A 25,982-nucleotide genomic window follows, 5' to 3' on the forward strand; every position below is an offset into this window, starting at 1 on the left:
CGATACAAGGGAATTGAGGGCAACTACTCCGCCGCCTCGCTGGCGGCGCCGCGGCCGCGCTTCTTCGGCTTGGCTGACTTCTCCAGCACCGGCTTGAGGAACTGCCCGGTGTAGCTGCGCGGCGCCTTGACGATGTCCTCAGGCGGGCCCCAGGCGACGATCTCGCCGCCGCCGTCGCCGCCCTCCGGGCCGAGATCGATGACCCAGTCGGCGGTCTTGATGACCTCGAGATTGTGCTCGATCACGACCACCGTGTTGCCCTGTGCCACGAGCTCGTGCAGCACCTCCAGCAGCTTCTTGACGTCGTGGAAGTGCAGGCCGGTCGTGGGCTCGTCGAGGATGTAGAGCGTGCGGCCCGTGGCGCGCTTGGACAGCTCCTTGGCGAGCTTGACGCGCTGCGCCTCGCCGCCGGAGAGCGTGGTGGCCTGCTGGCCGACATGGATGTAGTCGAGGCCGACGCGGCGCAGCGTCTCGAACGTGTCGCGCACGCGCGGCACCGCCTTGAAGAATTCGGCGGCCTCCTCGACCGTCATGTCGAGCACGTCGGCGATCGACTTGCCCTTGAACAGCACGTCGAGGGTCTCGCGGTTGTAGCGCTTGCCCTTGCAGACGTCGCAGGTGACGTAGACGTCGGGCAAAAAGTGCATCTCGATCTTGATGACGCCGTCGCCCTGGCAGGCCTCGCAGCGGCCGCCCTTGACGTTGAAGGAGAAGCGGCCCGGCTCGTAGCCGCGTGCCTTCGATTCCGGCAGGCCGGCGAACCATTCGCGGATCGGCGTGAACGCGCCGGTATAGGTCGCGGGGTTGGAGCGCGGGGTGCGGCCGATCGGCGACTGGTCGATGTCGATGATCTTGTCGATGTGCTCCAGCCCTTCGATGCGGTCGTGCGGCGCGGCGGCCTCGTTGGCGCCGTTGAGCTTGCGCGCGATCGCCTTGTAGAGCGTGTCGATGAGAAGCGTCGACTTGCCGCCGCCGGAGACGCCGGTGATCGCCGTGAACAGGCCGAGCGGGATCTCGGCCGACACGTTCTTTAAGTTATTGCCGCGGGCGTTGACGACCTTGATGGTGCGGCGATGGTTCGGTGGCCGCCGCTCGGGCACCTCGACCTCGAGCTCGCCGGTGAGATATTTGCCGGTCAGCGACGCCGGATTGCGCATGATCTCGGTCGGCGTGCCCTCGGCGACGATGTTGCCGCCATGGGTGCCGGCGCCGGGGCCGATGTCGAGCACGTAGTCGGCGAGGCGAATGGCATCCTCGTCATGCTCGACCACGATCACGGTGTTGCCGAGGTCGCGCAGCCGCTTCAGCGTGTCGAGCAGGCGGGCGTTGTCGCGCTGGTGCAGGCCGATCGAGGGCTCGTCGAGCACGTAGAGCACGCCGGTCAGGCCCGAGCCGATCTGCGACGCCAGGCGGATGCGCTGGCTCTCGCCGCCCGACAAGGTGCCGGAGGAGCGCGCCAGGGTCAGATAGTTCAAGCCGACGTCGAGCAGGAAGGTCAGGCGGTCGCGGATCTCCTTGAGGATGCGCGTGGCGATCTCGGTCTGCTGCGCGTTCAGGGCCTTCGGCACCTCGGCGAACCATTCGCCGGCAGCCTTGACGCTGAGCTCGGAGATCTCGCCGATGTGCTTGCCGGCGACCTTGACGCACAGCGCCTCGGGCTTCAGCCGGAAGCCGTTGCAGCCAGCGCAGGGCACGTCGTTGAAGTACTTGCCGAGCTCCTCGCGCGCCCATTCGCTCTCGGTCTCGCGGAAGCGGCGCTCGATGTTGGTGATGACGCCCTCGAACGGCTTCTTGGTGTCGTAGGCGCGGACGCCGTCCTCATAGGTGAACTTGATCTCGTCGTCGCCGGAGCCGTGCAGCAGCGCGTTCTGCGTCTTCTTCGGCAGGTCTTTCCACTTGGTGTCGAGCGTGAACTTGTAGAACTTGCCGAGCGCTGTCAGCGTCTGCAGGTAATAGGGCGAGGACGACTTGGCCCAGGGGGCGATCGCGCCCTTGCGCAGGGTGACGTCCTTGTCGGGGATGACGAGATCAGCATCGACGTGCTGCTCGACACCGAGGCCGCCGCATTCCGGGCAGGCGCCGTAGGGATTGTTGAACGAGAACAGCCGCGGCTCGATCTCGGGAATGGTGAAACCGGAGACTGGGCAGGCGAACTTCTCCGAGAACAGGATGCGCTCGGGCCCGCTCTTGTCATGGATCTTGGCGGTCTTCTTCTTCTCCTCGGCCGGGGCGGCGGAGGCGGGCGCGTCGGCGAACTCGATCACGGCCAGGCCCTCGGCGAGCTTCAGCGCGGTCTCGAAACTCTCCGCGAGGCGCTGGCCGATGTCGGGGCGCACCACGATGCGGTCGACGACGACGTCGATGTCGTGCGGGAACTTCTTGTCGAGCGTGGGCACCTCGGCGAGCTCATGGAAGGTGCCGTCGATCTTGACGCGCTGAAAGCCCTTCTTGAGATATTCGGCGAGCTCCTTCTTGTACTCGCCCTTGCGTCCGCGCACGACCGGGGCCAGCAGATAGAGGCGGGTGCCCTCGGGCAGCGCCAGCACGCGGTCGACCATCTGCGAGACGGTCTGGCTTTCGATCGGCAGGCCGGTGGCCGGGGAGTAGGGCACGCCGACGCGCGCCCAGAGCAGCCGCATGTAGTCGTAGATCTCGGTGACCGTGCCGACCGTCGAGCGCGGGTTCTTCGAGGTGGTCTTCTGCTCGATCGAGATCGCCGGCGACAGGCCGTCGATCTGGTCGACATCAGGCTTCTGCATCATCTCAAGGAACTGGCGCGCATAGGCCGACAGCGATTCGACGTAGCGGCGCTGGCCCTCGGCATAGATCGTATCGAAGGCGAGCGAGGATTTGCCGGAACCGGACAGGCCGGTGAACACCACGAGCCTGTCGCGCGGGATCTCGACGTCGATGTTCTTGAGGTTGTGCTCGCGGGCGCCGCGGATCGTGATCGCCCGCAGGCTCGACTGGTTGGCTTGCGCGCGCTGCTTGGCCTTGAGCACTTCATCCATGACGATCGTCCCACGGCGCAGAGTCGCGCCATCGTTGCAGGCGCGTTCGCCGGAAGCCGGCCATCGGACGCCAGAGGGAAAAGGTATCGTCGGAACGTAGGAAGAACGGGGCTGGATTTCCAGTGCCGTCAGCGAATCATCAACAATGCGCTCAGGGAATGGCAGCGAATGGCAGGAGGCTGCCGGTTCCGTCCTGCCTTGTGCGCGATCCCGCAAAGAAAAAGCCTCCGCTCTGGCAGAGCGGAGGCTGTGTGCGTTGGCCCGGAGGCGAAGACTTAGAAGTGGTAGTTGATGCCGACCTGACCGGAATGCACGTTGAGCGTGCCGGTCGCGAGCGTGCCGAGGCCGGTGAAGGTGTAGCTCTCGCCACCGAAGCTCTTGTAGAGGTATTCGCCCTTCAGCGACCAGTTCGGGGCGAACATGTACTCGACGCCAGCGCCGACGGTCCAGCCGGAGTGGATCTTGCTGTCCGAAGCGGCGAAGCCCGGAGCCGTCAGCGAGACGCGGTTGTCAGCCCAGGCGTAACCACCGGTCGCGTACAGCAGGGTCGGGCCGAAGGCGTAGCCGATGCGGCCGCGGACGGTGCCCCAGTCACGGATCTTGGATTCGGCGTTGACACCGAGCGCGCCAACGTTTGCGTTGATGTCGGCCCAAGCGGCGTCGGCCTCGAGGCCGAACACGACAGCGCCCTGCTGCCAGTTGTAGCCGACGGTGCCGCCAGCGAAGCCGCCCTTCATGGCCGCGAAGTCAGCATCCTCGTTGGCATAGCCGCCCATGGCACCGATGTAGAAGCCGGTCCAGGTCAGCACAGGCGCGGCAACCGGCGCCTTGGTATAGGTCGGGCGCGCGGCAAGATCAGCGGCGGCAGCGGGAGCGGCCAGGGCGGCCAAGGCCACGGTCGCGAGCAGGATCTTCTTCATTCCAGTCTCCAGTTAATTCCTAGCAGTCCGCATCGCACCGAGAGTTTTACGCACGAAACAGACTCACCCGTTCAAGTTGACGAGGTTCCTATAGCCCGGTTCCGTACGGATTACCGTCACCCTGAAGACACACTCGCGGCCAAACCGCGTTTTTACGGGCAAGTTCCAGAAAGCCTATGTCACTCAACTGCTTCGTTCCGGGTGTGGCGAGCCGGCAAGGTGGCATCAGGGCAACAAAAAAGGCCGGCTTTCGCCGGCCTTTCTCGGAACCTGTCGGTTGCAGGTGTCAGTACTTGGCGATGACCGGGCCGCCGAAATGGTAGCTGAGGCCGGCCTTGACGGTGTGGACGGTGTCCTTCCACTCGGAGCGGTTGGTTGCGAAAGCGCTGTACTGGATCGCGCTCTTGCCGAAGTCGAGATAGTTGTACTCGAGCTTGGCCGACCAGTTCGGCGCGAACATATACTCGGCGCCGGCGCCGACCGTGTAGCCCCAGCGGGTGGTGTTCTGGCTGAAGACGTTGCCGGGGACGCCGTCATAGCGATGCTGCAACTGGCCCACCGCGGCGCCGCCGCTGACGAAGAACAGGGCGGGGCCTGCGGCATAGCCGAGGCGGCCCTTGATGTCGCCGAAGCTGGTCAGCTTGGTGAAGAAGGTGTCGCCGAGGCCGGCATTGACCACGGCGGAGCGGCCGTTGATGTCGGCCCAGTGATAGTCGCCTTCGAGGCCGAACACGACGTTGTCGACCTGCCAGTTGTAGCCGACCACGCCGCCGACGAAGCCGCCATTGGTGTTGTAGTTCTGGGTGCCCAGGAAGCCCGGCGCATTGAAGCGGCCGAGGAAGGTCTCCTTGCTGGTGCCCCAGCCGCCGCCGCCCTGGATGCCGGCGTAGAGGCCCGACCAGCTCAGGATCTGCGCGACCATCGGCGGCGCCTTCGTATAGGGACGTGCCGCCATGTCGGCCGCCGAAGCGGACGTGGCCGTTGCGATGCCGACGAGCGCCGTCGTGATCACAAACAACTTCTTCATCAAATTCTCCCCCGGGAGGTTGGAATGACAAGCGATGGGCAAGTCATACACAGGGCATCCCGGCGAGGCTGTAACGCGCCCGCCACAGAAACGAAAAAGCATTATAAATCATATATTTAGCACAAAAACGCCGCGACGCTGCCGGGCTGTTGACACGAAAAAGGCCGGCGCGAGGGCCGGCCTTTCCGAATGCGCGCGAGCGGCGGCTTTTTTCAGTAGCGCGTGCCCATCGGCGCCCCGAATCGATAGTTCACCCGGACTGTCGCCATGTCGATGTCCTGCTTGATGGTATCGACGCGCGACAGCACGGTTGCGGTGGCCGGGAAGCTGATGTCGCGCGAGCCCATGAACAGGTGGTCGTACTCGACGGCGACCGACCAGTTCGGCGCGAAGCCGAACTCGACGCCCGTGCCGACGGTGCCGCCCCAGCGGGTCTCACTGGCGGAATCCAGCAGCGTGCCGACCGGGAAGGGCGCAGCCGCATTCGCCGTGCCGGTGTATTTGTTGTGGGTGACGGCGGCGCCGCCCTTCACGTACCAGAGCACGTTGCCCCAGGCGTAGCCGACCTGGCCGGTGAACAGGCCGATCGCATCGGTCTTGGTGTTGTTGGTGATGCCCGCAGCCAGCGCCGCCGTGCTCGCATTGGACGACTTCAGGTCGGTCCAGTTGCCCTGGGCCTCGACGCCGAACACCCAGCTCGCCGCCTGCCAGCGATAGCCGACCTGGCCGCCGATGAGGCCGCTCGAGGCATTGTGGCAGCCTTCGGACTGGGTCGGCACGACCGGCACGCCGCCGACGCGATTGAGCGTCCAGCAGTTGTGGCTCCAATCGGCGCCGCCATTGACGCCGAGGTAGAACCCGGCCCAGTTCGGCAGCGGCGTGACATAAGCCGGCGGTGGCGCCTTGCTGTAAGGGCGCGTCGCGAAGTCGGCCGCTGAGGCCGGCGCCAGTCCCAGCGCCGCGGCGCTTGCGGTCAAGATCAAGGTCGTCTTCTGCATTCGTCTCTCCCCAGTCCCAATACACCACGCTCCGGATCCCTCCGATCCGGGCCCACGCGAAGGTGGCCTGTTGCTGGTTGTAGGAGAGACTGCTTTCTAAACTCGTGATCGGGAGCAGGCGCGTGGCGGGATGTGCCGAACGTACTTAAGCGCTGGTAAAGATCGCGACCGGTCGTGCAGATCGCAGAGCTGTCCCGAAGCGCGAGGGGCGGGTGAGCGCTTGGCGCGTCAGACCCTCGACCACCAGTCCTCGAGGGTCAGCGCTTGGAAAAGTCAGTGCTTGGATACGACGGGGCCGCCCCAGCGATAGTTCACGCGGACCGTCGCCATGTCGACGTCCTGGCCGACCGCATCGGTCCGGCCCGCGGCTCCACCGGGAACGCCCGAGAAGCCCAGGGTGCGGTTGCCCATGAACAGGTGCTCGTATTCGGCTGCGACCGACCAGTTCTTGGCGAAGCCGACCTCGACGCCGGTGCCGACAGCCGCACCCCAGCGCGTGGCGCTGGACTGGTCGAGCACACCGCCAGTTGCCGTGGACAGACCGTTGTACTTCTCACCCGCAACCGCGGCGCCGCCCTTCACGTACCAGAGCACGTTGTTCCAGGAATAGCCGATCTGGCCGGTGAGCAAGCCGATCCCATTGATCTTGGTCTGGTTGGTCACGGGCGGGACGAACTGGCTGGTGTTGCTGCCCTTGAGGTTGGCCCAGTTTCCCTGGCCTTCGACGCCGAACACCCAGCCGCCGGCCTGCCAGCGATAGCCGATCTGGCCGCCAGCCAGCGCGCCGGTCGCATCATGGCAGCCTTCCGCGTTGGTTGCGGCCACGCCGGCGAAGCTGACCTTGTTGGTCCAGCAGGTGCGGGCCGATGCGCCACCGGCATTCAGGCCGATATAGAAGCCACTCCAATCATAGATCGTCGTGATCATCGCAGGCGCTTTGGTGAAGGTGCGCGCGGGCAAGTCGGCAGCGATGGCCGGCGCAATCCCCAGCGCCAGCGAAGTTGTCGCCCCCAGCAACAGCCTTCTCATCGCATTCCCCAAACCAAGTCCGACGCCCGCACGCACACTCTCACCAACGCCCACCCGCCGGACCTTGATAGCCCCTTCCGTCGTAAAAAGCCGTCACCCAAATGACACAACGGCCCAGCAAGTACCGGTTCTGGCACACAAAAAAGGCCGGCGCGAAGCCGGCCTTTCGACACATTCGATTTGCGCGTGCAATCAGTAGCGCGACACGATCGGGCCGCTGAAGTGATAGGAGATGCCGGCCTTGACGGTGTGCACGGTGTCGCTCCACTCGGAGCGATTGGCCGGAACCGCGCTGTACTGAATCGAGCTCTTGCCGAAGTCGAGATAGTTGTATTCGACCTTGGCCGACCAGTTCGGCGCGAACATGTACTCGGCGCCGGCACCGATCGTCCAACCCCAGCGCCAGTTGTTCTGAGCGAAGCTATTCGCCGCGCCGCCATTGAGCGCTGCGTCGTAGCGGTGTTGGAGATCGCCGACGGCAGCGCCGCCGCTGACAAAGAACAGCGCCGGACCCGCAGCCCAGCCGAGGCGGCCCTTGATGTCGCCGAAGCCGCGCAGCCTGGTGAAGTAGGTATCGCCGAGACCGGCGTTGATGACGCCCGACCGGCCGTTGATGTCGGCCCAGTGATAGTCGCCCTCGAGACCGAACACGATGTTGTCAACCTGCCAGTTGTAGCCGATCACACCGCCGATGAAGCCGCCGCTGGTGTTATAGTTCTGGGTGCCGGCAAAGATCGCCGTATTGGGCGCTCCGAAGAAGGTCTCGTTGCTTCGGCCCCAGCCGCCGCCGCCCTGCAGACCGAGATAGAAACCGGCCCAGGTCGGAAGTGGCGCCGGCGCCACCACCGGGGCCTTCGTGTACGGGCGGGCGGCGAGATCGGCGGCTCCCGCCGGCGTCAGCGCCCCCAAAACCATTAAGCTGACAGCTCCGAGAAAAATTCTTTTCATCCCAAGTCTCCCGCGTTGGGCGTCTCCAATTGGTCCCCGGAGACGCACTTCTGTGAAGTTGGTGCGACCACGCTTGCGGCCCCAATCCGTCCAGAAATATACGCTATTCAACCCTGGATACCGTCTCCCAAAAGCCACAGCCGAGGAGGAAGTGCGGCGAGCTAACTTGATGAAAGTTAATCCCTTTTCCGTGAATAAGGGAACTTTTTGCGGGTTCCATTGCGAGAAGTTGCGGTTCCATCGAGTTCCGCGGAACTCGACGCACGGTTGTAGACATATGCGCGCGAACAAAACTGGAACAATGGCCTTCCGCCTGCTATATGTGGATAAGCAATGGACAGGGCGGGTGGACCGCGCGGCAACCGTATAGGGTCCGCCGCGAGAGGAAGGGTTAGCCACCGGACGCCGTGAGGCCGGTGTGGACGGCCGGTCCGATGATCGAGAACCGCGGGAGAGTGGTGATGGCGGGTAGTGTGAACAAGGTGATTCTGGTCGGCAATCTTGGCAAGGACCCCGAGATCCGGCGTACGCAGGATGGGCGGCCGATCGCCAATCTGAGCATTGCGACGTCGGAAACGTGGCGCGACAAGGCGACCGGCGAGCGCAAGGAAAAGACCGAGTGGCACCGAGTGGTGATCTTCAACGAGGGCCTTTGCAAGGTCGCCGAGCAGTATCTGAAGAAGGGCGCCAAGGTTTACATCGAGGGCGCGCTGCAGACCCGCAAATGGACCGACCAGAGCGGTGTCGAGAAGTACTCGACCGAGGTCGTTCTGCAGGGCTTCAACTCGACCTTGACGATGCTCGATGGCCGGGGCGGCGGCGGTGGCGGCAGCTTCTCCGATGACATGGGTGGCGGCGATTTCGGCAGCAGCGGTCCGTCGATGGCGCCGCCGCGCCGCGCGGTCGCTTCGGCCGGTGGTGGCGGACGCAACAGCGACATGGACGACGACATTCCGTTCTGAGGCGCAGGGGCGGCCGCACGACGTTCAGGCCGCTGCCGTCTGACCACGGGGGTGTTGCATGAGCTTCGCACCGCTGCTCGCTGCTGAACCCGCCGTCCAGCTGCACGCCGTCGCCGCGATGACGGCGTTTGCGCTGGGACTCGTCCAGTTCGCGGCCCCGAAGGGGACCTTGCCGCATCGAACGATCGGCTGGGTCTGGGTCGCGCTGATGGCGGCCGTTGCGGTCAGCTCGTTCTGGATCCACACCATCCGGCTGGTCGGGCCATGGAGCCCGATCCACCTGCTGTCGCTCTACACGTTGGCCGTGCTGCCGCTTGCGGTGTGGGCTGCGCACCGCCATCGGGTGGCGGCCCATCGCCGGGCCATGATCACGCTGTTTTCCGGTGCCCTCGTGATTGCCGGACTGTTCACGCTGCTGCCCGGACGGATCATGCACAAGGTGGTCTTCGGGCCCTAGCCAGAGACGGTTCCCGAGCAAGCCTCGCGGAGCCGTGTCATGTGGTTAAGTCCCTGGAAAGGCGAGCAGAAAAAGCGCAGCCCACCTCGGTTTGGGGGTGGCCTGCGGCGCGCTCCTGCGCTATATGATTCCAAGCGATTTTCGCGTGTCAAAACCGACCGGTATCCCCTTTGTCCGATAAAGAAGATGAGAAGCCCGGCGAGCCGGGCGGACCTTCCGACATTCGTCCCGTTTCCATCCTCGACGAGATGAAACGCTCCTACCTCGATTACGCGATGAGCGTGATCGTGTCGCGAGCGCTGCCCGATGCGCGCGACGGCCTCAAGCCCGTGCACCGGCGCATCCTGTATTCGATGTACGAGCAGGGGCACACGCCCGACAAGAAATACGTCAAGTCCGCGCGCGTGGTCGGCGACGTCATCGGTAAATATCATCCGCATGGCGACCAGTCGATCTACGACGCCATGGTGCGCATGGCGCAGGACTTCTCGATGCGCGTGCCGCTGATCGACGGCCAGGGCAATTTCGGCTCCGTCGACGGCGATCCGCCGGCCGCCTATCGATACACCGAAGCCAAGCTCGCCAAGTCGGCGATCCCGCTGCTCGACGACATCGACAAGGACACCGTCGACTTCCAGCCGAACTACGACAATTCGGACAAGGAACCGTCGGTTCTTCCGGCCAAATATCCGAACCTGCTGGTCAATGGCGCCGGCGGCATCGCGGTCGGCATGGCCACCAACATCCCGCCGCACAATCTCGGCGAGGTGATCGATGCCTGCATCGCGCTGATCGACAATCCCGCGCTCACGATCGATGACCTCATCAACATCATTCCGGGGCCGGATTTCCCGACCGGCGGCATCATTCTTGGCCGCGCGGGCGCCCGCTCGGCCTACCATCTGGGCCGCGGCTCGATCATGATGCGCGGCAAGGTGACGATCGACACGATCCGCAAGGATCGCGAGGCGATCATCATCTCCGAGATCCCCTACCAGGTGAACAAGGCCACGATGGTCGAGCGCATCGCCGAGCTGGTGCGCGAGAAGAAGATCGAAGGCGTCGCCGACCTGCGCGACGAAAGCGACCGCGACGGCTACCGCGTCGTCGTCGAGCTGAAGCGCGACGCCGTGCCGGACGTCGTGCTCAACCAGCTCTACAAGTTCACGCCGCTGCAGACGAGCTTCGCCGCCAACATGCTGGCGCTCGACGGCGGCCGCCCGCAGACGATGACGTTGAAGGACCTGCTGACGATCTTCGTCGCGTTCCGCGAGCGTGTCGTCACGCGCAGGACCAAGTTCCTGCTCAACAAGGCGCGCGACCGCGCTCATATCCTGGTCGGCCTTGCCGTGGCCGTGGCCAATATCGACGAGGTCATCAGGGTCATCAGGACCTCGCCCGATCCTGCGACGGCGCGCGAGGCGTTGATGTCGCGCGACTGGCCGGCGCGCGACGTCGAGGCCATCATCACGCTGATCGACGATCCGCGCCATCGCCTGGCCGAGGACGGCACCATCCGGTTGTCGTTCGAGCAGGCCAAGGCGATTCTCGACCTGCGTCTGCAGCGCCTGACCGCGCTCGGCCGCGAGGAGATTTCCGACGAGCTCGACAAGCTCAAGGTCGAGATTAACGACTATCTCGACATCCTGCGCTCGCGGGCGCGGGTTCAGGGCATCATCAAGGACGAGCTCGCCGCCGTGAAGGCGGAGTTCGGCACGCCGCGCCGCACCGTGATCGCCGAGCAGGAAGGCGAGGTCGAGGACGAGGACCTGATCCAGCGCGAGGACATGGTCGTGACCGTGTCGCATGCGGGCTACACCAAGCGCGTGCCGCTGTCGGCCTATCGGGCGCAGCGTCGCGGCGGCAAGGGCCGCTCGGGCATGCAGACCCGCGAGGAGGATTTCGTCAGCCGGCTGTTCGTGGCCTCCACGCACACGCCGGTGCTGTTCTTCTCGTCGCGCGGCCAGGTCTACAAGGAGAAGGTCTGGCGGCTGCCGATCGCGGCGCCCAACGGGCGCGGCAAGGCGCTGATCAACATCCTGCCGCTGGAGCAGGGCGAGCGCATCACCACGATCATGCCGCTGCCGGAGGATGAATCCTCCTGGGCCAATCTCGACGTGATGTTCGCCACCACCGGCGGCAACGTCCGCCGCAACAAGCTGTCGGATTTCGTCGACGTGCGCCGCTCCGGCATCATCGCGATGAAGCTCGACGAGGGCGAGGAGATCGTCAACGTGCAGATCTGCACCGAGCGTGACGACGTGCTGCTCACGGCGTCGGGCGGGCAGTGCATCCGATTCCCCGTCACCGACGTGCGCGTCTTCACCGGGCGGACCTCGATGGGCGTGCGCGGCATCGCGCTCGCCGGCGGTGACAAGGTGATCTCGCTGTCGATCCTGCGCCATGTCGAGACGACCTCGGACGAGCGTACGGCCTATTTGAAGATGCGCCGGGCGATGTCGGGCGATGCTGCCACCGAGGAGCCGGTCGAGACCGAGGGCGAGGAGGCGGCCGCTGGCGCGATCCAGCTGTCGCAGGAACGCTACGTCGAGATGTCCGCGCAGGAGCAGGTGGTGCTGACCGTCTCGGTCAACGGCTACGGCAAGCGCACCTCGTCCTACGAGTACCGCACCACCGGCCGCGGCGGCAAAGGCATCGTCGCGATGTCCGTCAACAACCGCAACGGCAAGCTCGTCGCCTCATTCCCGGTCGAGGATGGCGATCAGATCATGCTGGTGACGGACAAGGGGCAGTTGATCCGTTGCCCGGTCGACGGCATCCGCATCGCGGGACGCTCGACCCAGGGCGTCATCGTGTTCGACACCGCCGATGATGAGCACGTCGTTTCGGTGGAGCATATCGGCGAGGAGACCGAGAACGGCACCGGTGGGAACGGGACTGAAGGTGCGAATGGCGAGTGAGTTGCGAATGGCGAATAGGAAGTAGCGAATAGAGGAGGAATCAAGTCTTCCCGCTATTCGCTATTCGCTATTCGCTATTCGCTATTCGCTATTCGCTATTCGCTATTCGCTATTCGCCCTTACTGTGTCCGCTCGACGGAGACCATCCTGGCCTCGCGGATCGTTCCCCTGGTGCCGGCGCTGCGCAGGCAGCCCGCTTCGAAGTTCGGCCAAGCCTGCTGCGAGCAGTCGCGGCCGATCGGGCGAATGTCCAGGCGGTCCGCCTTGGCGAGCGGACGCGGCACGCTGGCTTCAACCTGAGGAGCGAAGCCGGGCAGGACGGTGATGCCGGCAGCCACCAAGCCGGCAGCTGCGACTGCAGATAGCGCTTTGATCATGACGGTCCCCTGTCCGGGCCGTTCGGCCCGTTGTTCGTTAAGGATTTGATAATCAGCTCGGGTTTCGAGACGTCTTCGCGGGACGGGCGAATTGGTTTCGTCTCGGCCCGGCGTGTTTCATGTCCCAAGTTCCGATGAAACAATCGCGGTAGCCGACCACAGTTCCGGCCCCCCGGCGTCGCACCTCATTTCATTGCGGTGCAGTCTCGGCCACTCTTTGCCCATCACAGCCACGCCAGCGGGCCTGGCGGTGGCTTGCCGGCCTGTTCCCGGCGGTATAGGACGGGCGCATGCAACGCATTGCGCTCTATCCGGGCTCGTTCGATCCCGTCACCAACGGCCATCTCGATGTGGTCCGGCAGGCCGTTCATCTCTGCGATCGCCTGATCGTTGCGGTCGGCGTGCATCATGGCAAGAAGCCGCTGTTCTCGACCGAGGAGCGGCTGGCGATGGCGCATGAGATCTTCGGCCCCGTCGCAGCCGCTGCGGGCTGCGGCTTCGAGGCTTCGACCTACGACAATCTGACCGTCACGGCCGCGCAAAAAGCCGGCGCGATCATGATGATCCGGGGCCTGCGCGACGGCACCGATTTCGACTACGAGATGCAGTTGGCCGGCATGAACCAGACCATGGCACCGCAGGTCCAGACGGTGTTCGTTCCAGCCTCGGTGAGTGTCCGCCCGATCGCCGCCACGCTGGTTCGCCAGATCGCCGCCATGGGCGGCGAGATCTCGCATTTCGTGCCGCCGTCGGTGGCCGAAAGTCTCAAGGCCAAGTTCAACTGATCCTTCAGGCACCGGCCGCTTCCGGCGGTGCCTTTTCTCTCCACATCGTCTCATGTCATCGGAGTTGCCATGATCCGCGCTCTCGCTTTCGTCTTTGCTCTCGTGTTCGCATTGCCGGCGTTGGCCCAGTCGCTGCCTGCCGGCCTCGACAAGCAGAATGCCCTGGTCATCGACACCACCAAGGGCCGCATCATCATCAAGCTGCGCACCGATCTGGCGCCGCAGCATGCCGAGCGGCTGAAGACGCTGGCGCGCGAAGGCTTCTACAACAACGTGCCGTTCCACCGCGTCATGGACGGCTTCATGGCGCAGACCGGCGACGGCCAGAACTTCAATGGCACCGGCGGCTCGAAGTACCCGAACCTGAAGCAGGAGTTTTCGAGCACGCCGTTCAAGCGCGGCACCGTCGGCATGGCGCGCCGGGGCGATAGCGTGGATTCTGCCAACTCGCAGTTCTTCATCTGCTTCGGCGACGCCTCCTTCCTCAACGGCCAATACACCGTGATCGGCGAGGTCGTGCAGGGCATGGACGTCGTCGACAAGCTCAAGAAGGCGCCTCCGGGCTCGTCGGGCGGTGCCGTGACCGATCCCGACAAGATGGTCAAGGTGCAGGTCGCCTCGGACATCAAGTAGGTCCGAGAAAGCAGGGCACCCGGGTCTCGCGCCCGGTTCCCTCAGGCATTAAGGAACCTTTTGCCACGTCGCGGAGGCATGCCGATTCTGCCGCCCCGTCACATCGACAGGGCCGGTGGCTTCAGCTTTAAGCGCATTGGGTCTATTCTCGACCAGCATCGCGGGCCTCGTCGTGCTCGGATCGCCGTCAGGAGGGGTGACGGCCGCACATGGGAAGGCGCCGCGACATTTCAGACCCAGGATTTACTTTGTCCTGACCCCCGTCAATTCCATAAAAACCGAGAGACCAGCATGGCTGTGACCGAAAATACCTTGATCCTCGAAACCACCCAGGGCCCCGTCACCATCGAGATGCGTCCCGATCTCGCGCCCGGCCATGTCGCGCGCATCAAGGAGCTCGTCCGCGAGGGCTTCTACGACGGCATCGTCTTCCACCGCGTCATCGACGGCTTCATGGCGCAGACCGGCTGCCCGCAGGGCAGCGGCATGGGCGGCTCCGGCAAGAAGCTGAAGGCCGAGTTCAACGCCGAGCCGCATGTGCGCGGCACCGCCTCGATGGCGCGTGCGGCCAATCCGGATTCAGGCGACAGCCAGTTCTTCATCTGCTTCGACGACGCCCGCTTCCTGGACAAGCAGTACACGGTCTGGGGCAAGGTCACCGAGGGCATGGAGAACGTCGACAAGATCAAGCGCGGCGAACCGGTGCAGAACCCGGACAAGATCGTGAAGGCCTACATGGCCGCCGACGCTGCGTAGACTTTGCGATCCTCACGGTGAGGCGCGTGCGCAGCACGCGTCTCGCACCATGAGGCGGACAGTCGGGCCTTCATCCTTCGCGACGCGTGCTGTCGCACGCTCCCCGGAATGAAGGGCCGATGGTCGTCCCAGAACGACGATGCGCACCGACCTGTTCGATTTCCATCTTCCCCCCGAAAACATCGCGCTCCGCCCGGCGAGCCCGCGCGAGTCCGCGCGCATGCTGGTGGTGCAGGGCGACGGTGTCTTACGCGACCGCACGGTCGCCGACCTGCCGGACTGGCTGGAGCCCGGTGATCAGCTCGTCGTCAACGACACCAAGGTGATCGCGGCGCAGCTGTCCGGTCGCCGCATCAGCCGCGAGACCGAAGCGAAGATCGAGGCGACCCTGATCAAGCGGCTCGACGGCTCGCGCTGGCAGGCGCTGGTGCGGCCCGCCAAGAAGCTCGCGCCAGGCGATACGATCCGGTTCGGCAACGAGGGCAAGGTCTGCCTGCTCGGCCATCTCGACGCCACCGTCGAGGCCAAGGGCGAGGAGGGCGAGCTGACGCTGTCCTTTGTGTTCCATGGGCCCGCGCTCGACCAAGCGATCGCCGATCTCGGCCGGCCGCCGCTGCCGCCCTACATCGCCGGCAAGCGGCCCGCAGACGAGCAGGACGCGACAGATTATCAGACCATGTTCGCGGCCAAAGAGGGCGCGGTGGCTGCGCCGACGGCTGGGCTGCATTTCACGCCGACGCTGGAGCAGCGGCTGCGCGACCGCGGCGTCGGGCTGCAGCGCGTGACCCTGCATGTCGGGGCCGGCACTTTCCTGCCGGTCAAGGTCGAGGATACCGAGGGCCACCGCATGCATGCGGAGTGGGGCAGTCTCACGCCGGACACGGCGGCCGCATTGAACGAGGCGCGCGCCAAGGGCGGCCGCATCGTCGCGGTCGGCACGACGTCGTTGCGGCTCGTGGAGAGCGCGGCGCAGCCCGACGGCACGATCGCGCCGTTCGAGGCGGAGACGTCGATCTTCATCACGCCCGGCTATCGCTTCCGCGCGGTCGATATCCTGATGACCAACTTCCATCTGCCACGCTCGACGCTCTTCATGTTGGTCTCGGCCTTCGCCGGCTTGGAGACGATGCACGCGGCCTATGCGCATGCGATCCGCAGCGGCTATCGCTTCTATTCGTATGGCGATGCGTGCCTGTTGTTTCGTCAGCCAGACGAGCGCATCGTCGAGCCGTAGGGTGGGCAAAAGGCCCACCCTGCAAGTTCGCTCTGAGAGCTACGCCATCGCGCGCTCCGGCAAGAGCTCCGCGATCTGCACCGCATTGAGCGCGGCGCCCTTGAGCAGCTGATCGGCGGCCACGAACATCGCGATCGAGTGGCCTGACGGATCGGACAGATCCTTCCTGATGCGCCCGACCAGCACGTCGTCCTGTCCCGACGCGTCGACAGGCATGGGGAAGTGGTTCTTGGCGCGGTCGTCGACGACGCGCACACCCGGCGCGGTGGCGAGGATGCGGCGGACTTCATCTTCCGTGATCGGCTTCTCGCATTCGAAGGTGATCGACTCGCAATGGGCGCGCAGCACCGGCACGCGCACGCAGGTGACGCCGATCGCAATGCCCTCGTCCTCGAAGATCTTGCGGGTCTCGTTGATGACCTTGGTTTCCTCGTCGTTGTAGCCGGTCTCGGGATCGATGGCGGTGTTGTGGCTGAACAGGTTGAAGGCGAACGGATGCGGCATCACCTTGGGCGCGTAGACCTGGCCGTTGAGGCTCGCGCGGGTCGACTGCACCAGCTCGTCCATCGCCGCCGCACCGGCGCCGCTGGCGGCCTGATAGGTCGAGATGATCACGCGCTTGATGCGGTTCTTCTGATGGATCGGCCACAGCGGCACCAGCGCCGTGATCGCCGCGCAGTTCGGATTGGCGATGATGCCCTTGTGGTCGCGGATTCGGCGGGCGTTGATCTCCGGGATGACCAGCGGCACGTTCGGGTCCATGCGGAAGGCCGAGGAATTGTCGACCACGACGGCGCCGGAACGCACGGCGATCGGCGCGAACTTCTTGGAAATGCCGCTGCCGGCCGAGAACAGCGCGATGTCGACGCCCTCGAAGGAGCGTTCGGTCAGCTCCTCGATCACGATGGTCTGGCCGCGGAAGGTCACGGTCTGGCCGGCCGAGCGGGCGCTCGCCAGCGCCTTGAGCTTGCCGACGCGGACGTTGCGGCGGTCCAGGGTGGCGATGAACTCGGCGCCGACGGCGCCGGTCACGCCGACGATGGCAATGGTGGGATCGTGGGGCACGTCTCAAGTCTCCGGTTGAAATTCGGGCAATAAAAAAGCCCCGGACCTTCATCAGGCGGGGCTTCGGTTCGAAGATGGTCGCAATCGAGTTCGACTACGCGCGCACGCCTCCCGAGGCCCTCATGGGCTTGGTGGTTTTCGTCGTGCGTTTGGTCAAGATCGACATGGCGCGGGACCATAGGGGCGGTCGGAACCGCCGTCAACGGCCAAAAGGGGCGAAAACGGCGCCATCGCGGTTGAATCGGGGGCCGTCCTGACGCAATAAGCCGGCCATGAGCTCTCCCGCTGGCGACCGTCCCAACCACTTCGAATTGCTCGCGACCTCCGGCGCGGCCCGCACCGGCCGCCTGACGACGCCGCATGGCGTGGTCCGCACGCCGGCCTTCATGCCTGTCGGCACCGCCGGCGCCATGAAGGGGATCCACTGGCGGGACGTGCGCGAGGCCGGTGCCGACATCGTGCTCGGCAACACCTATCATCTGATGCTGCGGCCCACGGCCGAGCGCATCGCCGCCCTCGGCGGCCTGCAGCGCTTCACCGGCTGGGGCGGTCCGATGCTGACGGATTCCGGCGGCTTCCAGGTGATGTCGCTATCGGGCTTACGCAAGGTCACGGAGCAGGCGGTGACGTTCCGCTCGCATATCGACGGCGCTAGAATCGAGCTGTCACCGGAGCGCGCCATCGAGGTGCAGCGCCTGCTGAACTCCGACATCGCGATGCAGCTCGACGAATGCGTGCGGTTGCCGGCCGAGCGCGACGACATCGAGCGCGCGATGCGGCTGTCGCTGCGCTGGGCCGAACGCTGCCGCCGCGCCTTCGAGAGTGCGCCGGCAGGCTACATGCTGTTCGGCATCGTGCAGGGCGGCGACGTGCCCGCGCTACGCGTCGCCAGCGCGCAGGCGCTGGTCGACATCGGCTTCCACGGCTATGCGATCGGCGGCTTGGCCGTCGGCGAGCCGCAGGCGGTCATGCTCGAGATGATCGAGGCGACCGCGCCGGCACTGCCGGCCGACCGTCCACGCTACCTGATGGGCGTCGGCACGCCTGACGATCTCCTGGAGTCGGTCAGGCGCGGCATCGACATGTTCGACTGCGTGCTGCCGACCCGCAACGGCCGCCACGGCGTCGCCTACACACGCTTCGGGCCAGTGAACCTGCGCAACGCGCGTCACGCCGACGACCCGCGTCCGCTGGATGAAGAGAGCCCGTGGCCGGCGGCGCGCAGCTATGCCCGCGCCTATCTGCATCATCTGATCAAGGCCGGCGAGGCGCTCGGCGCGACGCTGCTGTCGGAAATCAACATTGCCTATTTCCAGCAATTGATGGCTGGGATGCGCGAGGCGATCGCACAGGGGCGCTTCACGGAATTCTACGAGCGCACCAAGGCGGATTGGGCCCGCGGCGACATCGCCCCGCGCGCCGGCTGACGGCCGCGTCAGGTGAAGGCCGTCAGCTTGTTGTGAGCCCGGCCCTATGCGCCGGCCCACATGAAATCGTGCTGGTGATGCATTGCCGACCTGCCCGATGGCCGACCGTTGTGCGATCCGTAGCGACGGACGGTCGTGACATCACGTCGCGGAACTCTCTCGCCCTGGCGCCGTTCAGTTGCAGACGAAACGGCTTTTCACGGAGTGCTTGGTGACGAAGCCATAGCCGCAGGTGTCGCAGGTCCAGAGATAGCTGATGGCATTGTCGGCCAAGTATGCCGACGCCTCCGCGGCAATCATGGAGTCGGCGCAGACCGGGCATGTCGGCAGATCGCAGCCGCGGGGATTCGGGCGGGCGGTTGCGGTCGACACGAGATCAGCGAGTGCTGACATATTGACCTCCTGGACGATCTCTTTGCTGGCGATCTCTGCTTGAACGACGTCAATTTCGAAAGGGTCGATTTCGAACGAGTCGCGTTCGAACGGGTCTATTTCCGACGAGTCCAACTTTTCGCGGATATCAAGTCCGTCACACAAAGAGTTTGTCTGGGTGGTCTGTTCTTATGTCTGTTCTACAACGGCGGTGTCGTTTGGCACGAACGCCCCGATTGTATCACTCCGAAGATGACATCTTGCTGATGTCCGCCCGGGTTGCCGTCGACCTGCATCATGAATTTTCGTCCGGCTGAAGTCAAACATACACCCGGTTTATTGACCTTGTCGCAACACAAATGCGTTGGTTTTTCGCAATTTAGCCACGACTTGTTGTGCGCCGCGATCGTCTTAAGATCGCGCAAACGTGCTTGCGCAGCGCAACAGGCTCGCTGAAGATGGTCAGACGCGTTGTCGATGTCGCGCGGGGCGCGCAGAGGAGTGATTTCATGGAGTCGTCAGCACAGCGTCCCGGACGCGGGCGCGTATTTGATTCAATTGTCGACGCGTTCGGCAATACGCCGATTGTGCGGTTGCGAAAGCTGCCGGAGCAGCATGGCGTCAAAGCGACCATCCTCGCCAAGCTGGAATACTTCAATCCCGCCGCGAGCGTGAAGGATCGGATCGGCGTCGGCATGATCCTGGCGATGGAGCAGGCCGGCGTGATCAAGCCCGACACCGTGCTGATCGAGCCGACCTCGGGCAATACCGGCATCGCGCTGGCCTTCGTCGCGGCGGCGCGCGGCTACAAGCTGAAGCTGGTGATGCCGGAGTCGATGTCGGTGGAGCGGCGCAAGATGCTCGCCTTCCTCGGCGCTGAGATCGTGCTCACGCCGGCGTCGCAGGGCATGAAGGGCGCCATCGCCACTGCCGAGGAGCTGTTGCGGACGACGCCGAACTCGGTGATGCCGCAGCAGTTCAAGAACCTCGCCAATCCGGACATTCATCGTCGCACCACGGCCGAGGAGATCTGGAACGACACGGCCGGCAATATCGATGTCTTCGTCGCCGGCGTCGGCACCGGTGGCACCATCACCGGCGTCGGCCAGGTGCTGAAGTCGCGCAAGCCCGGCCTCAAGGTCGTCGCGGTCGAGCCGGAGGAGAGCCCGGTGCTGTCGGGCGGCCAGCACTCGCCGCACAAGATCCAGGGCATCGGTGCCGGCTTCGTGCCCGACATTCTCGACCGGTCCGTGATCGACGAGATCGTCAAGATCAACAGCACGACCGCGATCGAGACCTCGCGTGCGCTGGCCCGCAACGAGGGCATTCCCGGCGGCATCTCCTCGGGCGCGGCGATTGCGGCCGCGATCGAGATCGGCAAGCGACCGGAAAGCGCGGGTAAGACGATCCTGGCGATCGTGCCGTCGTTCTCCGAGCGTTATCTGTCTACCGCGCTGTTCGAGGGGATCTGATCATGGCCGACCAGCCGCGGCGGCCCCGCACCCTCGCTGACGCCCGTACCGAGGCCGAGGCCGCGTTCAAGAAGGTGACCACCAAGCCGGTGGAGGCGCCGCCGAAGAAGGCGGCGGTCCCTGGCGTGCGCGAGCAGGTGACGTTGCGGATCGACCAGGACGTGCTCGAGCACTTCCAGTCTGAAGGGCCGGGCTGGCAGGACCGCATCAATGCGGCGCTGCGCAAGGCGGCAGGGCTCTGAGGGCGGCCGCATTATTCTAACGAAAGAGCCCGGAGCTCGTGCTCCGGGCTTTTGACGTGGGGGAGACGACGACGTTTACCGGCGCAGCGCGCTGCCGAGCACACCGCCCATCATGCCACCGATGAAGGCGGCGCCGGCGGCGTTTCCCGCGTTGTCCTGCGGCGGCGGATTGCGATAGACGGGCGCGCCCTGCGGCGGCGGGCCACCGGCAGCGACGTTGCCGGCCGGCTTGGCGCGTCGCGGCTTGGCCTCGTCACCGACTGCGGCGGTCGCCGGCGCCGGCTGCGGCTCGGCCAGCAGCGCCTTGTGCTGCAGCTTGGTCAGGAATCCGGTCGACGGATAGCCGCGGGCCGCCTGCCAGCGCTTCATGACGCCGCGGGTCTGGTCGTCGAACACACCTGTCATCTTGGTGTCGAAGCCGAGGCCGGTCAGCCGCCGCTGCACGTCGCGGCGCTTGGTCTTGTCGAGGCCGATCTGATCCTCGCTGACCTGGCTGCCTTCCTCGGTGTAGGTGGCGGGATCGACGCCCTTGGCGACATTGCGCGTCGCGGTGTTGATGGCGCCGCTCTCGATCGCGGCGATGCGCGCCATCGCCAGCGACTTGAACTGCCCGTTCGGGTAGGTCGCGAGATAGGCGTTGAGCTCTTCCGGCTTGTTGGAATCCTTCACCGAGCGCCAGAATTCGAGCTCGGCCTCGCCCGCGGTCACGGTGGCCGTCGCGACGGCCGGCGTCGTCCCGGCCGTGGCGGCCGTTGCAGCAGGGGCCGCCGCCGGGTTGAGGTAGACCGCGCCGATCAGGTTGGTATGCCCCCAGGGCAACTGGCCCTTGCTGGTCTCCTCATTGACCTGGGCGCGCACCGCTGTCATGGCCTGCTGGATCTCGATGCCGGGCTGGGCGATGTGCGAGATCAGCGCGCGGGTGAACGGGCTGTTGGCGCCGGCCTCGCCGTCGAGGGCGGTCTGGCCCGGGCCGGTGGCGAACGCGATCAGCGTGCCCTCGCCGGACTTCATCTCGGCCAGACCGGTCTGCACCGACACGCTGCGGGTCGGCGAGTTCGACTTGATCTTGGCGGCGAACGGATTGTCGCGGCAGGCATCGAGGAACACCAGCTTGACCTTGGCGTCGCCCATCGTCTGGTCGAGGGTCACGTCGATGTTGATGGCCGAGCCCAGCTTGACGTCCATTTCCGACTTCAGGTCGGCGTCGACCGGCAGCAGGTAGTTGGTGCCGGCAATGGCGATGCCGTGTCCGGCGTAATAGAACACCGCAATATCGGCGCCCTGCGCCTTGCGACCGAAATCGAGCAGCTTCTCGGTCATCTTGTCGCGCGTGAGATTGGTGCCCTCGACGACGTCGAAGCCGACGTTGCGCAGGGTTGCCGCCATGGCCTTGGCATCGACCGGCGGGTTCGGCAATTGAGCCACGCTCTTATAGGCACCGTTTCCGACGACAAAGGCGACGCGGCGGTCGGCCTTGGCGGCTTCAGCGGTCAGCACCATGCAGAGCAGGGACAGGGCGACGGTGAGATAGCGCATCAGGAGATCCCCCAACGATCAAGCGAAGCGTTCACTGCAGCATTTGTCGCGGATCGGCGCGAAAAGTCTTGTTCCCGAGCAAAAAATCACGCTTCCGCCACAAACCAGTTCGCGGGTGTTGCGCCAGATCCACGACGGTCGCGTGTAGCGCGCCCGTTTCGTGATCCGAATCACGTCGCTCGAGGGGAGGCAGGGGCTCCCCGGCGCCTCAAGTCCCTGCCGAACCGCCGATCGGCACGGGCCGAGGTTGCGGGGGACGCAGGTTCAGCAAGTTTCCGGCGAGAATCAACGCAGCGCCGAGCACGGTCAATCCGTCGAGACGCTCCGCATAGACCAGCCAGCCGACGGTGGCGGTCAGCGGAACGCGGAGAAAATCCATGGGCACCACGATGGTAGCGTCGGCGTAGAGCAGCGCGCGCGCCATGCAGAAATGCGAGAAGGTCCCACAGAAGGCGACGAGGAGGATCCAGCCCCAGGTCGTGGCCGATGGCGGCGTCCAGAATAAGAGCGAAGGGATGAGGCCGGCGATGGATTGCACCACCAGCATCCAGAAGATGATCGACACGGTGGGCTCGGTGCGCGTCAGCAGCTTTACCAGAGCGATCGAGATGCCGAAGCCGACCGCGGCGGCCAGCGCGATGAGCTGTCCCGAATTGACCGCCCCGGTATCCGGGCGGACGATCACGACGACGCCGACGAGGCCGAGCCCGATCGCCGCCAGCTTGAACAGGGTGATGCGCTCGCCGAGGAAGGCTGCTGCCAGCAGCGCCGTCCAGATCGGCATCGTGAACTCGATCGCCACCACCTGGCCGATCGGGATCAAGGTGAGCGCGAAGAACCAGCCGAGCTGCGCGCCGTAATGGACGAGGTTGCGCGCCGCGTGCTGCTTGAGCCGCGAGGTGCGCAGCCTCGCAAAGCCGCCGCTCAGTGCGATGACCGGCGACAGCATCACCAGGCCGATCAGGCAGCGCAGCTCCATCAGCTCGAACACGTTGAGCTCGCGCATGGCTTCGCGTCCGGCCACCGCCATCACCAGCATCAGGCTGAGCCAGCCCGTCATCCACAATGCGGCGATCAGTTTCGAAGCGGGACGATGCATGAGGTGGTGGAGACAGGGAGGAGGGCGGCGAAGGCGCGCTGTATCACCTCGCATGCAGGGCAATGCAAATGAAATCAACGGTGCAGTGCATCAACGCCGCTACAGGCTTTGCTCGCGACGGACGCGTGTCATCGAGAAAAACGTGGAGTGTGGCTGTGTTTCGTCCTAAAGCGACCGCCGCGAAACAGCCCGTAAAACAGCCCAAGGCAGCCAGAGACAAGACATGACCGAACGCGCCGCTTCAGCCGACTTCGTGACCGCCTTTGCCACTGGCTGGCCGGAGCGGGAGCCTCATCTCATGGTGCTGTCGCTGACCACCCATAAAGGTGTGCAGGACTTTGCCATGACGCGGGAGCAGGCGCTGCTGGTCGCCAAGACCATCAAGCGCACCGCCGCGCAGCTGGCTCCGGCGCCATCCGCAGGTGCGGTCCCCGGCGCCAAGCGCAGCGGCTGATCGGGATCACCGCGACATTGAAATGTTGGCTGCGCGGAACTGGCTGTCGGCCCGGATCGATACCGACTGCCTGTTGCCGCGGGTGGCGAGCGCGATGTTGGCATTGAAGCCGGCGGTGGTTGCAACCAGCTGGAAGTTGCCGCCGCCGCCGCGTCCCTGCAGCACGCCACTGATGCCGCGGCTGGACTCACTCCAGGTTCCCGAGATGGCGGAGCCCTCGGCGATCACCTCGGCCTGCAGAGCGAACTTGTAGGCATCGCTGGCGCAGGTCAGGACGAGCGTCATCCGCGGTCCCGAGACGCCATAACGGGCCCGGCACCGGATGCGCTCGGTTGAGCCGTCCTCGAGGGCAACCGTGCCGCTGCCGCCCCATGTTCCGGCCAAGGCGGTGAAGGGACCGGGATCGGCGTGCCCCGGCGAAGCGGTCACACCTGCCGTCAAAACGACGGCGGCGGCCGCTAGCCGCCGCACCATCTTCAGGAGCGCGTGCGCGCCGTTACAGGCGCGAAGCCTGCCAGCGGCCGCTGCAGGGGATACCTGCCGAGGCGCCGTTCCACTTGCCCGAGCCAGAATTGCCGTTGAGCTGCCCATTCGCATATGCGCCATTGATGGAGACCTTGACGAGGCCTTCGCGTCCAATCGAACCCGACACATTGGCGCCAGCCGCAGAAATCTTACCGTCTGCGACGATCAAGGTCGAGCTGGCTGTGGGCTCGCAGGTGCCACTGTTGGTCACGATCGTCACCTGCCACTGGCCGTCATAGGGCGACTGGGCGAATGCGGGGGCGGCCGAGCTACCCACCAGGATCGACGCGGCGAAAGCCATTCCAATGCGGTCGAGACGCATGAATCGTTGTCCCTCAATGTCGTTTGATCAGGACCTTATTTGGAAGAATTGTGACGAAAATTTGCCGCACCGCCGCAACGGAATTTTATCGAGCAATTTCAGCTCATTAACGATTAATGCGGAACTCCGCCTTGAACCATTCGGGCGGCATTATGGGCAAACTGCGCCTTCGCGCACCCCACGAGCGGACCAGCGTCGCAGCCTTGCAATGGCAGGTGATGCTGCCGTCGCAGGGCACAGGAGCGCGCCGGCTGGAGCGACGACGCAATTGTCGGGGCGATGCGATCGGATGCTCAGTGCGGGGTGAGGCTGGGCGCGTTGGTCGCGAACTGCTCGTCCTGCGGCTTGGCCGGAATCGTGCCGGTCACCTTGGCCGATTCGATGACATCGCCGAGCAGCTTGAGGCCGAGCGGCGCCAGCGCGCGCTCCCACAGCTCGCGGGCGGTCTCGCCCTTCTTGACGAAGCACCAATCCTGAGCGGCGATGGCGCCCGCATCCATGCGGTCCGCGAGGTGATAGATGGTGCCGCCGGCGATCGGATCGCCTTCATTGATGGTCCACTCCACCGCAGCGATGCCCCGGTGACGCGGCAGCAGCGACGGATGGTAGCCGATGCCGCCGAGCCGGGCGGCTGCGACCGCCTCATGGGTGACGCGGGCGTGGCTATGCGCCGTGACGATCAGGTCCGTGTCGGGGGCGATCTCCCCCGCCGGCACGACCTTCGGATTGGCCTGGACTACGACCTCGATCCCGGCCGCCCGCGCCGCTGCTGCGAGCCGGTCCTCGCCATCATGAACGACGACCCGCGCGATCTCGATTCCTCTCTCGCGCAGCATGTTCAGTGTGGCGACACCGAAATGGCGGGAGCCGACGAGAGTGATGCGCATGGTCAGGGATCTTCCACGGTTGGGGGCTGGATCCGGTCGGACTCTGACCGGATGAAACGGGTCAAACCAAGCCTTGGCCTCCAGGTCAAGCGCCTGCTGGGCCGTCGTCACAGGCTGGCTTCGTCCGGCCGGCCGAGGCGTTGGGGGACCCAAACGGGAACGGGAAAGCCGCTCCGAGCCAGAGTTGGGGCAGGGCCCTTCTCGCCTATCGGCGCGCCGATCGCCATGGCCGCCATCAAGATGCAGGCCGAGCGGATGACATGCCCTCTCTGGTGCCGGCTGCAGCTTCAGATGGACCGGGAGTCAGGATAGGTACCGGCAGCTCGCCGAAAGGTTGTGTCAAGGCCGGTTGCTGCATCACGGCATATCGGTCGACACACCTCAACTAAAAGGGTCGAACTATCAGCCGAACTGATGAGGACAACCGAAGACGCTACTCCTGCCGGCTCAATGGACGCGATCTGGTCGGTCTGCGAACGCAATTCCCCTCGGCCAATGGCTGAAGAGGTCAATGAACTTGTGA

The 25,982-nt window shown here is 65.1% G+C and carries 25 protein-coding genes; 11 read left to right on the forward strand and 14 right to left on the reverse strand.

The features are described 5' to 3' along the window. Positions 1-23: 23 nt before the first annotated feature. The 6 genes from uvrA to QX121_RS01130 all read right to left on the reverse strand — a co-directional run bounded on the left by uvrA (position 24) and on the right by QX121_RS01130 (position 7,933). A complete protein-coding gene (uvrA, locus tag QX121_RS01105) occupies positions 24-3,011 on the reverse strand; it encodes an excinuclease ABC subunit UvrA (protein WP_315810948.1) in 2,988 nt (995 codons plus the stop codon). 275 nt (positions 3,012-3,286) lie between these two features. Continuing rightward, positions 3,287-3,931 carry a porin family protein gene (locus QX121_RS01110; RefSeq protein WP_315738113.1) on the reverse strand — a complete coding sequence of 215 codons (645 nt, stop codon included), beginning with the start codon at positions 3,929-3,931 and terminating at the stop codon, positions 3,287-3,289. A gap of 286 nt (positions 3,932-4,217) precedes the next feature. Beyond that, positions 4,218-4,958: an outer membrane protein gene (locus QX121_RS01115; protein WP_315738112.1), complete on the reverse strand. Its 741-nt coding sequence runs from the start codon at positions 4,956-4,958 to the stop codon at positions 4,218-4,220. Between the two features lie 212 nt (positions 4,959-5,170). Further along, on the reverse strand, positions 5,171-5,956 hold the full coding sequence (locus tag QX121_RS01120) for an outer membrane protein (RefSeq protein ID WP_315738111.1): 786 nt from the start codon (positions 5,954-5,956) through the stop codon (positions 5,171-5,173). 273 nt (positions 5,957-6,229) lie between these two features. After that, a complete protein-coding gene (locus tag QX121_RS01125) occupies positions 6,230-6,985 on the reverse strand; it encodes an outer membrane protein (RefSeq protein ID WP_315774929.1) in 756 nt (251 codons plus the stop codon). A 192-nt stretch (positions 6,986-7,177) separates the two neighbouring features. Beyond that, positions 7,178-7,933, reverse strand: a complete 756-nt coding sequence (locus QX121_RS01130; RefSeq protein WP_315810949.1) for an outer membrane protein — start codon at positions 7,931-7,933, stop codon at positions 7,178-7,180. Positions 7,934-8,394: 461 nt separating this feature from the next. On the opposite strand from QX121_RS01130, the gene QX121_RS01135 reads away from it, so the two are divergent. From QX121_RS01135 to gyrA, 3 genes are all read left to right on the forward strand, one after another. Then, entirely contained in the window at positions 8,395-8,895 is a 501-nt protein-coding gene (locus tag QX121_RS01135; RefSeq protein ID WP_315738108.1) for a single-stranded DNA-binding protein, read from the forward strand. Positions 8,896-8,953: 58 nt separating this feature from the next. After that, entirely contained in the window at positions 8,954-9,352 is a 399-nt protein-coding gene (locus tag QX121_RS01140) for a DUF2306 domain-containing protein (RefSeq protein WP_315810950.1), read from the forward strand. A 170-nt stretch (positions 9,353-9,522) separates the two neighbouring features. Next, on the forward strand, positions 9,523-12,273 hold the full coding sequence (gene gyrA / locus QX121_RS01145; protein ID WP_315756621.1) for a DNA gyrase subunit A: 2,751 nt from the start codon (positions 9,523-9,525) through the stop codon (positions 12,271-12,273). A 119-nt stretch (positions 12,274-12,392) separates the two neighbouring features. On the opposite strand, the gene QX121_RS01150 is transcribed toward gyrA, so the two are convergent. Further along, on the reverse strand, positions 12,393-12,650 hold the full coding sequence (locus QX121_RS01150) for a hypothetical protein (RefSeq protein WP_315738105.1): 258 nt from the start codon (positions 12,648-12,650) through the stop codon (positions 12,393-12,395). 290 nt (positions 12,651-12,940) lie between these two features. On the opposite strand from QX121_RS01150, the gene coaD reads away from it, so the two are divergent. The 4 genes from coaD to queA all read left to right on the forward strand — a co-directional run bounded on the left by coaD (position 12,941) and on the right by queA (position 16,058). Beyond that, complete coding sequence (coaD, locus tag QX121_RS01155; protein ID WP_315810951.1) at positions 12,941-13,435, forward strand: pantetheine-phosphate adenylyltransferase; 495 nt, start codon at positions 12,941-12,943, stop codon at positions 13,433-13,435. 69 nt (positions 13,436-13,504) lie between these two features. Continuing rightward, positions 13,505-14,068, forward strand: coding sequence for a peptidylprolyl isomerase (locus QX121_RS01160; RefSeq protein ID WP_315711771.1), 564 nt, complete (start codon positions 13,505-13,507; stop codon positions 14,066-14,068). Between the two features lie 291 nt (positions 14,069-14,359). After that, entirely contained in the window at positions 14,360-14,824 is a 465-nt protein-coding gene (locus tag QX121_RS01165; protein ID WP_315770783.1) for a peptidylprolyl isomerase, read from the forward strand. 139 nt (positions 14,825-14,963) lie between these two features. Beyond that, positions 14,964-16,058 carry a tRNA preQ1(34) S-adenosylmethionine ribosyltransferase-isomerase QueA gene (queA, locus tag QX121_RS01170; RefSeq protein WP_315810952.1) on the forward strand — a complete coding sequence of 365 codons (1,095 nt, stop codon included), beginning with the start codon at positions 14,964-14,966 and terminating at the stop codon, positions 16,056-16,058. Between the two features lie 39 nt (positions 16,059-16,097). Here the strand turns inward: queA and QX121_RS01175 are convergent, their stop codons facing one another. Then, positions 16,098-17,123: an aspartate-semialdehyde dehydrogenase gene (locus QX121_RS01175; RefSeq protein ID WP_315738101.1), complete on the reverse strand. Its 1,026-nt coding sequence runs from the start codon at positions 17,121-17,123 to the stop codon at positions 16,098-16,100. 272 nt (positions 17,124-17,395) lie between these two features. Here QX121_RS01175 and tgt point away from each other — a divergent pair, with 272 nt between their 5' ends. Then, positions 17,396-18,550 carry a tRNA guanosine(34) transglycosylase Tgt gene (tgt, locus tag QX121_RS01180; RefSeq protein ID WP_315770781.1) on the forward strand — a complete coding sequence of 385 codons (1,155 nt, stop codon included), beginning with the start codon at positions 17,396-17,398 and terminating at the stop codon, positions 18,548-18,550. Between the two features lie 174 nt (positions 18,551-18,724). Here the strand turns inward: tgt and QX121_RS01185 are convergent, their stop codons facing one another. Further along, entirely contained in the window at positions 18,725-18,943 is a 219-nt protein-coding gene (locus QX121_RS01185) for a hypothetical protein (RefSeq protein ID WP_315711782.1), read from the reverse strand. A 488-nt stretch (positions 18,944-19,431) separates the two neighbouring features. Between QX121_RS01185 and cysK the strand changes: the two genes are divergently transcribed. Together cysK and QX121_RS01195 are read left to right on the forward strand one after the other, a co-directional pair. Then, the gene (gene cysK / locus QX121_RS01190) at positions 19,432-20,394 is read left to right on the forward strand and encodes a cysteine synthase A (RefSeq protein ID WP_315738099.1); all 963 of its coding nucleotides are present in this window, start codon (positions 19,432-19,434) and stop codon (positions 20,392-20,394) included. Positions 20,395-20,396: 2 nt separating this feature from the next. Continuing rightward, positions 20,397-20,636 (forward strand): BrnA antitoxin family protein, encoded by a 240-nt coding sequence (locus QX121_RS01195; protein WP_315711784.1) that lies wholly within the window; start codon positions 20,397-20,399, stop codon positions 20,634-20,636. Positions 20,637-20,711: 75 nt separating this feature from the next. Here the strand turns inward: QX121_RS01195 and QX121_RS01200 are convergent, their stop codons facing one another. Both QX121_RS01200 and QX121_RS01205 read right to left on the reverse strand, forming a co-directional pair. Next, complete coding sequence (locus QX121_RS01200; RefSeq protein WP_315738098.1) at positions 20,712-22,172, reverse strand: caspase family protein; 1,461 nt, start codon at positions 22,170-22,172, stop codon at positions 20,712-20,714. Positions 22,173-22,380: 208 nt separating this feature from the next. Further along, complete coding sequence (locus tag QX121_RS01205; protein WP_315770779.1) at positions 22,381-23,271, reverse strand: DMT family transporter; 891 nt, start codon at positions 23,269-23,271, stop codon at positions 22,381-22,383. A 223-nt stretch (positions 23,272-23,494) separates the two neighbouring features. Here QX121_RS01205 and QX121_RS01210 point away from each other — a divergent pair, with 223 nt between their 5' ends. Further along, positions 23,495-23,725, forward strand: coding sequence for a hypothetical protein (locus QX121_RS01210; protein ID WP_315738096.1), 231 nt, complete (start codon positions 23,495-23,497; stop codon positions 23,723-23,725). Positions 23,726-23,731: 6 nt separating this feature from the next. Here QX121_RS01210 and QX121_RS01215 read toward each other — a convergent pair whose 3' ends face one another. The 3 genes from QX121_RS01215 to QX121_RS01225 form a co-directional block, all read right to left on the reverse strand. After that, positions 23,732-24,199, reverse strand: a complete 468-nt coding sequence (locus QX121_RS01215; RefSeq protein WP_315770776.1) for a hypothetical protein — start codon at positions 24,197-24,199, stop codon at positions 23,732-23,734. A gap of 22 nt (positions 24,200-24,221) precedes the next feature. Continuing rightward, entirely contained in the window at positions 24,222-24,572 is a 351-nt protein-coding gene (locus QX121_RS01220; protein WP_315738094.1) for a hypothetical protein, read from the reverse strand. A gap of 293 nt (positions 24,573-24,865) precedes the next feature. Then, the gene (locus QX121_RS01225) at positions 24,866-25,459 is read right to left on the reverse strand and encodes a formyltransferase family protein (protein ID WP_315738093.1); all 594 of its coding nucleotides are present in this window, start codon (positions 25,457-25,459) and stop codon (positions 24,866-24,868) included. Positions 25,460-25,982 lie beyond the last annotated feature (523 nt).

This window comes from Bradyrhizobium sp. SZCCHNR2028 (assembly GCF_032380995.1).
GTDB lineage: Bacteria > Pseudomonadota > Alphaproteobacteria > Rhizobiales > Xanthobacteraceae > Bradyrhizobium.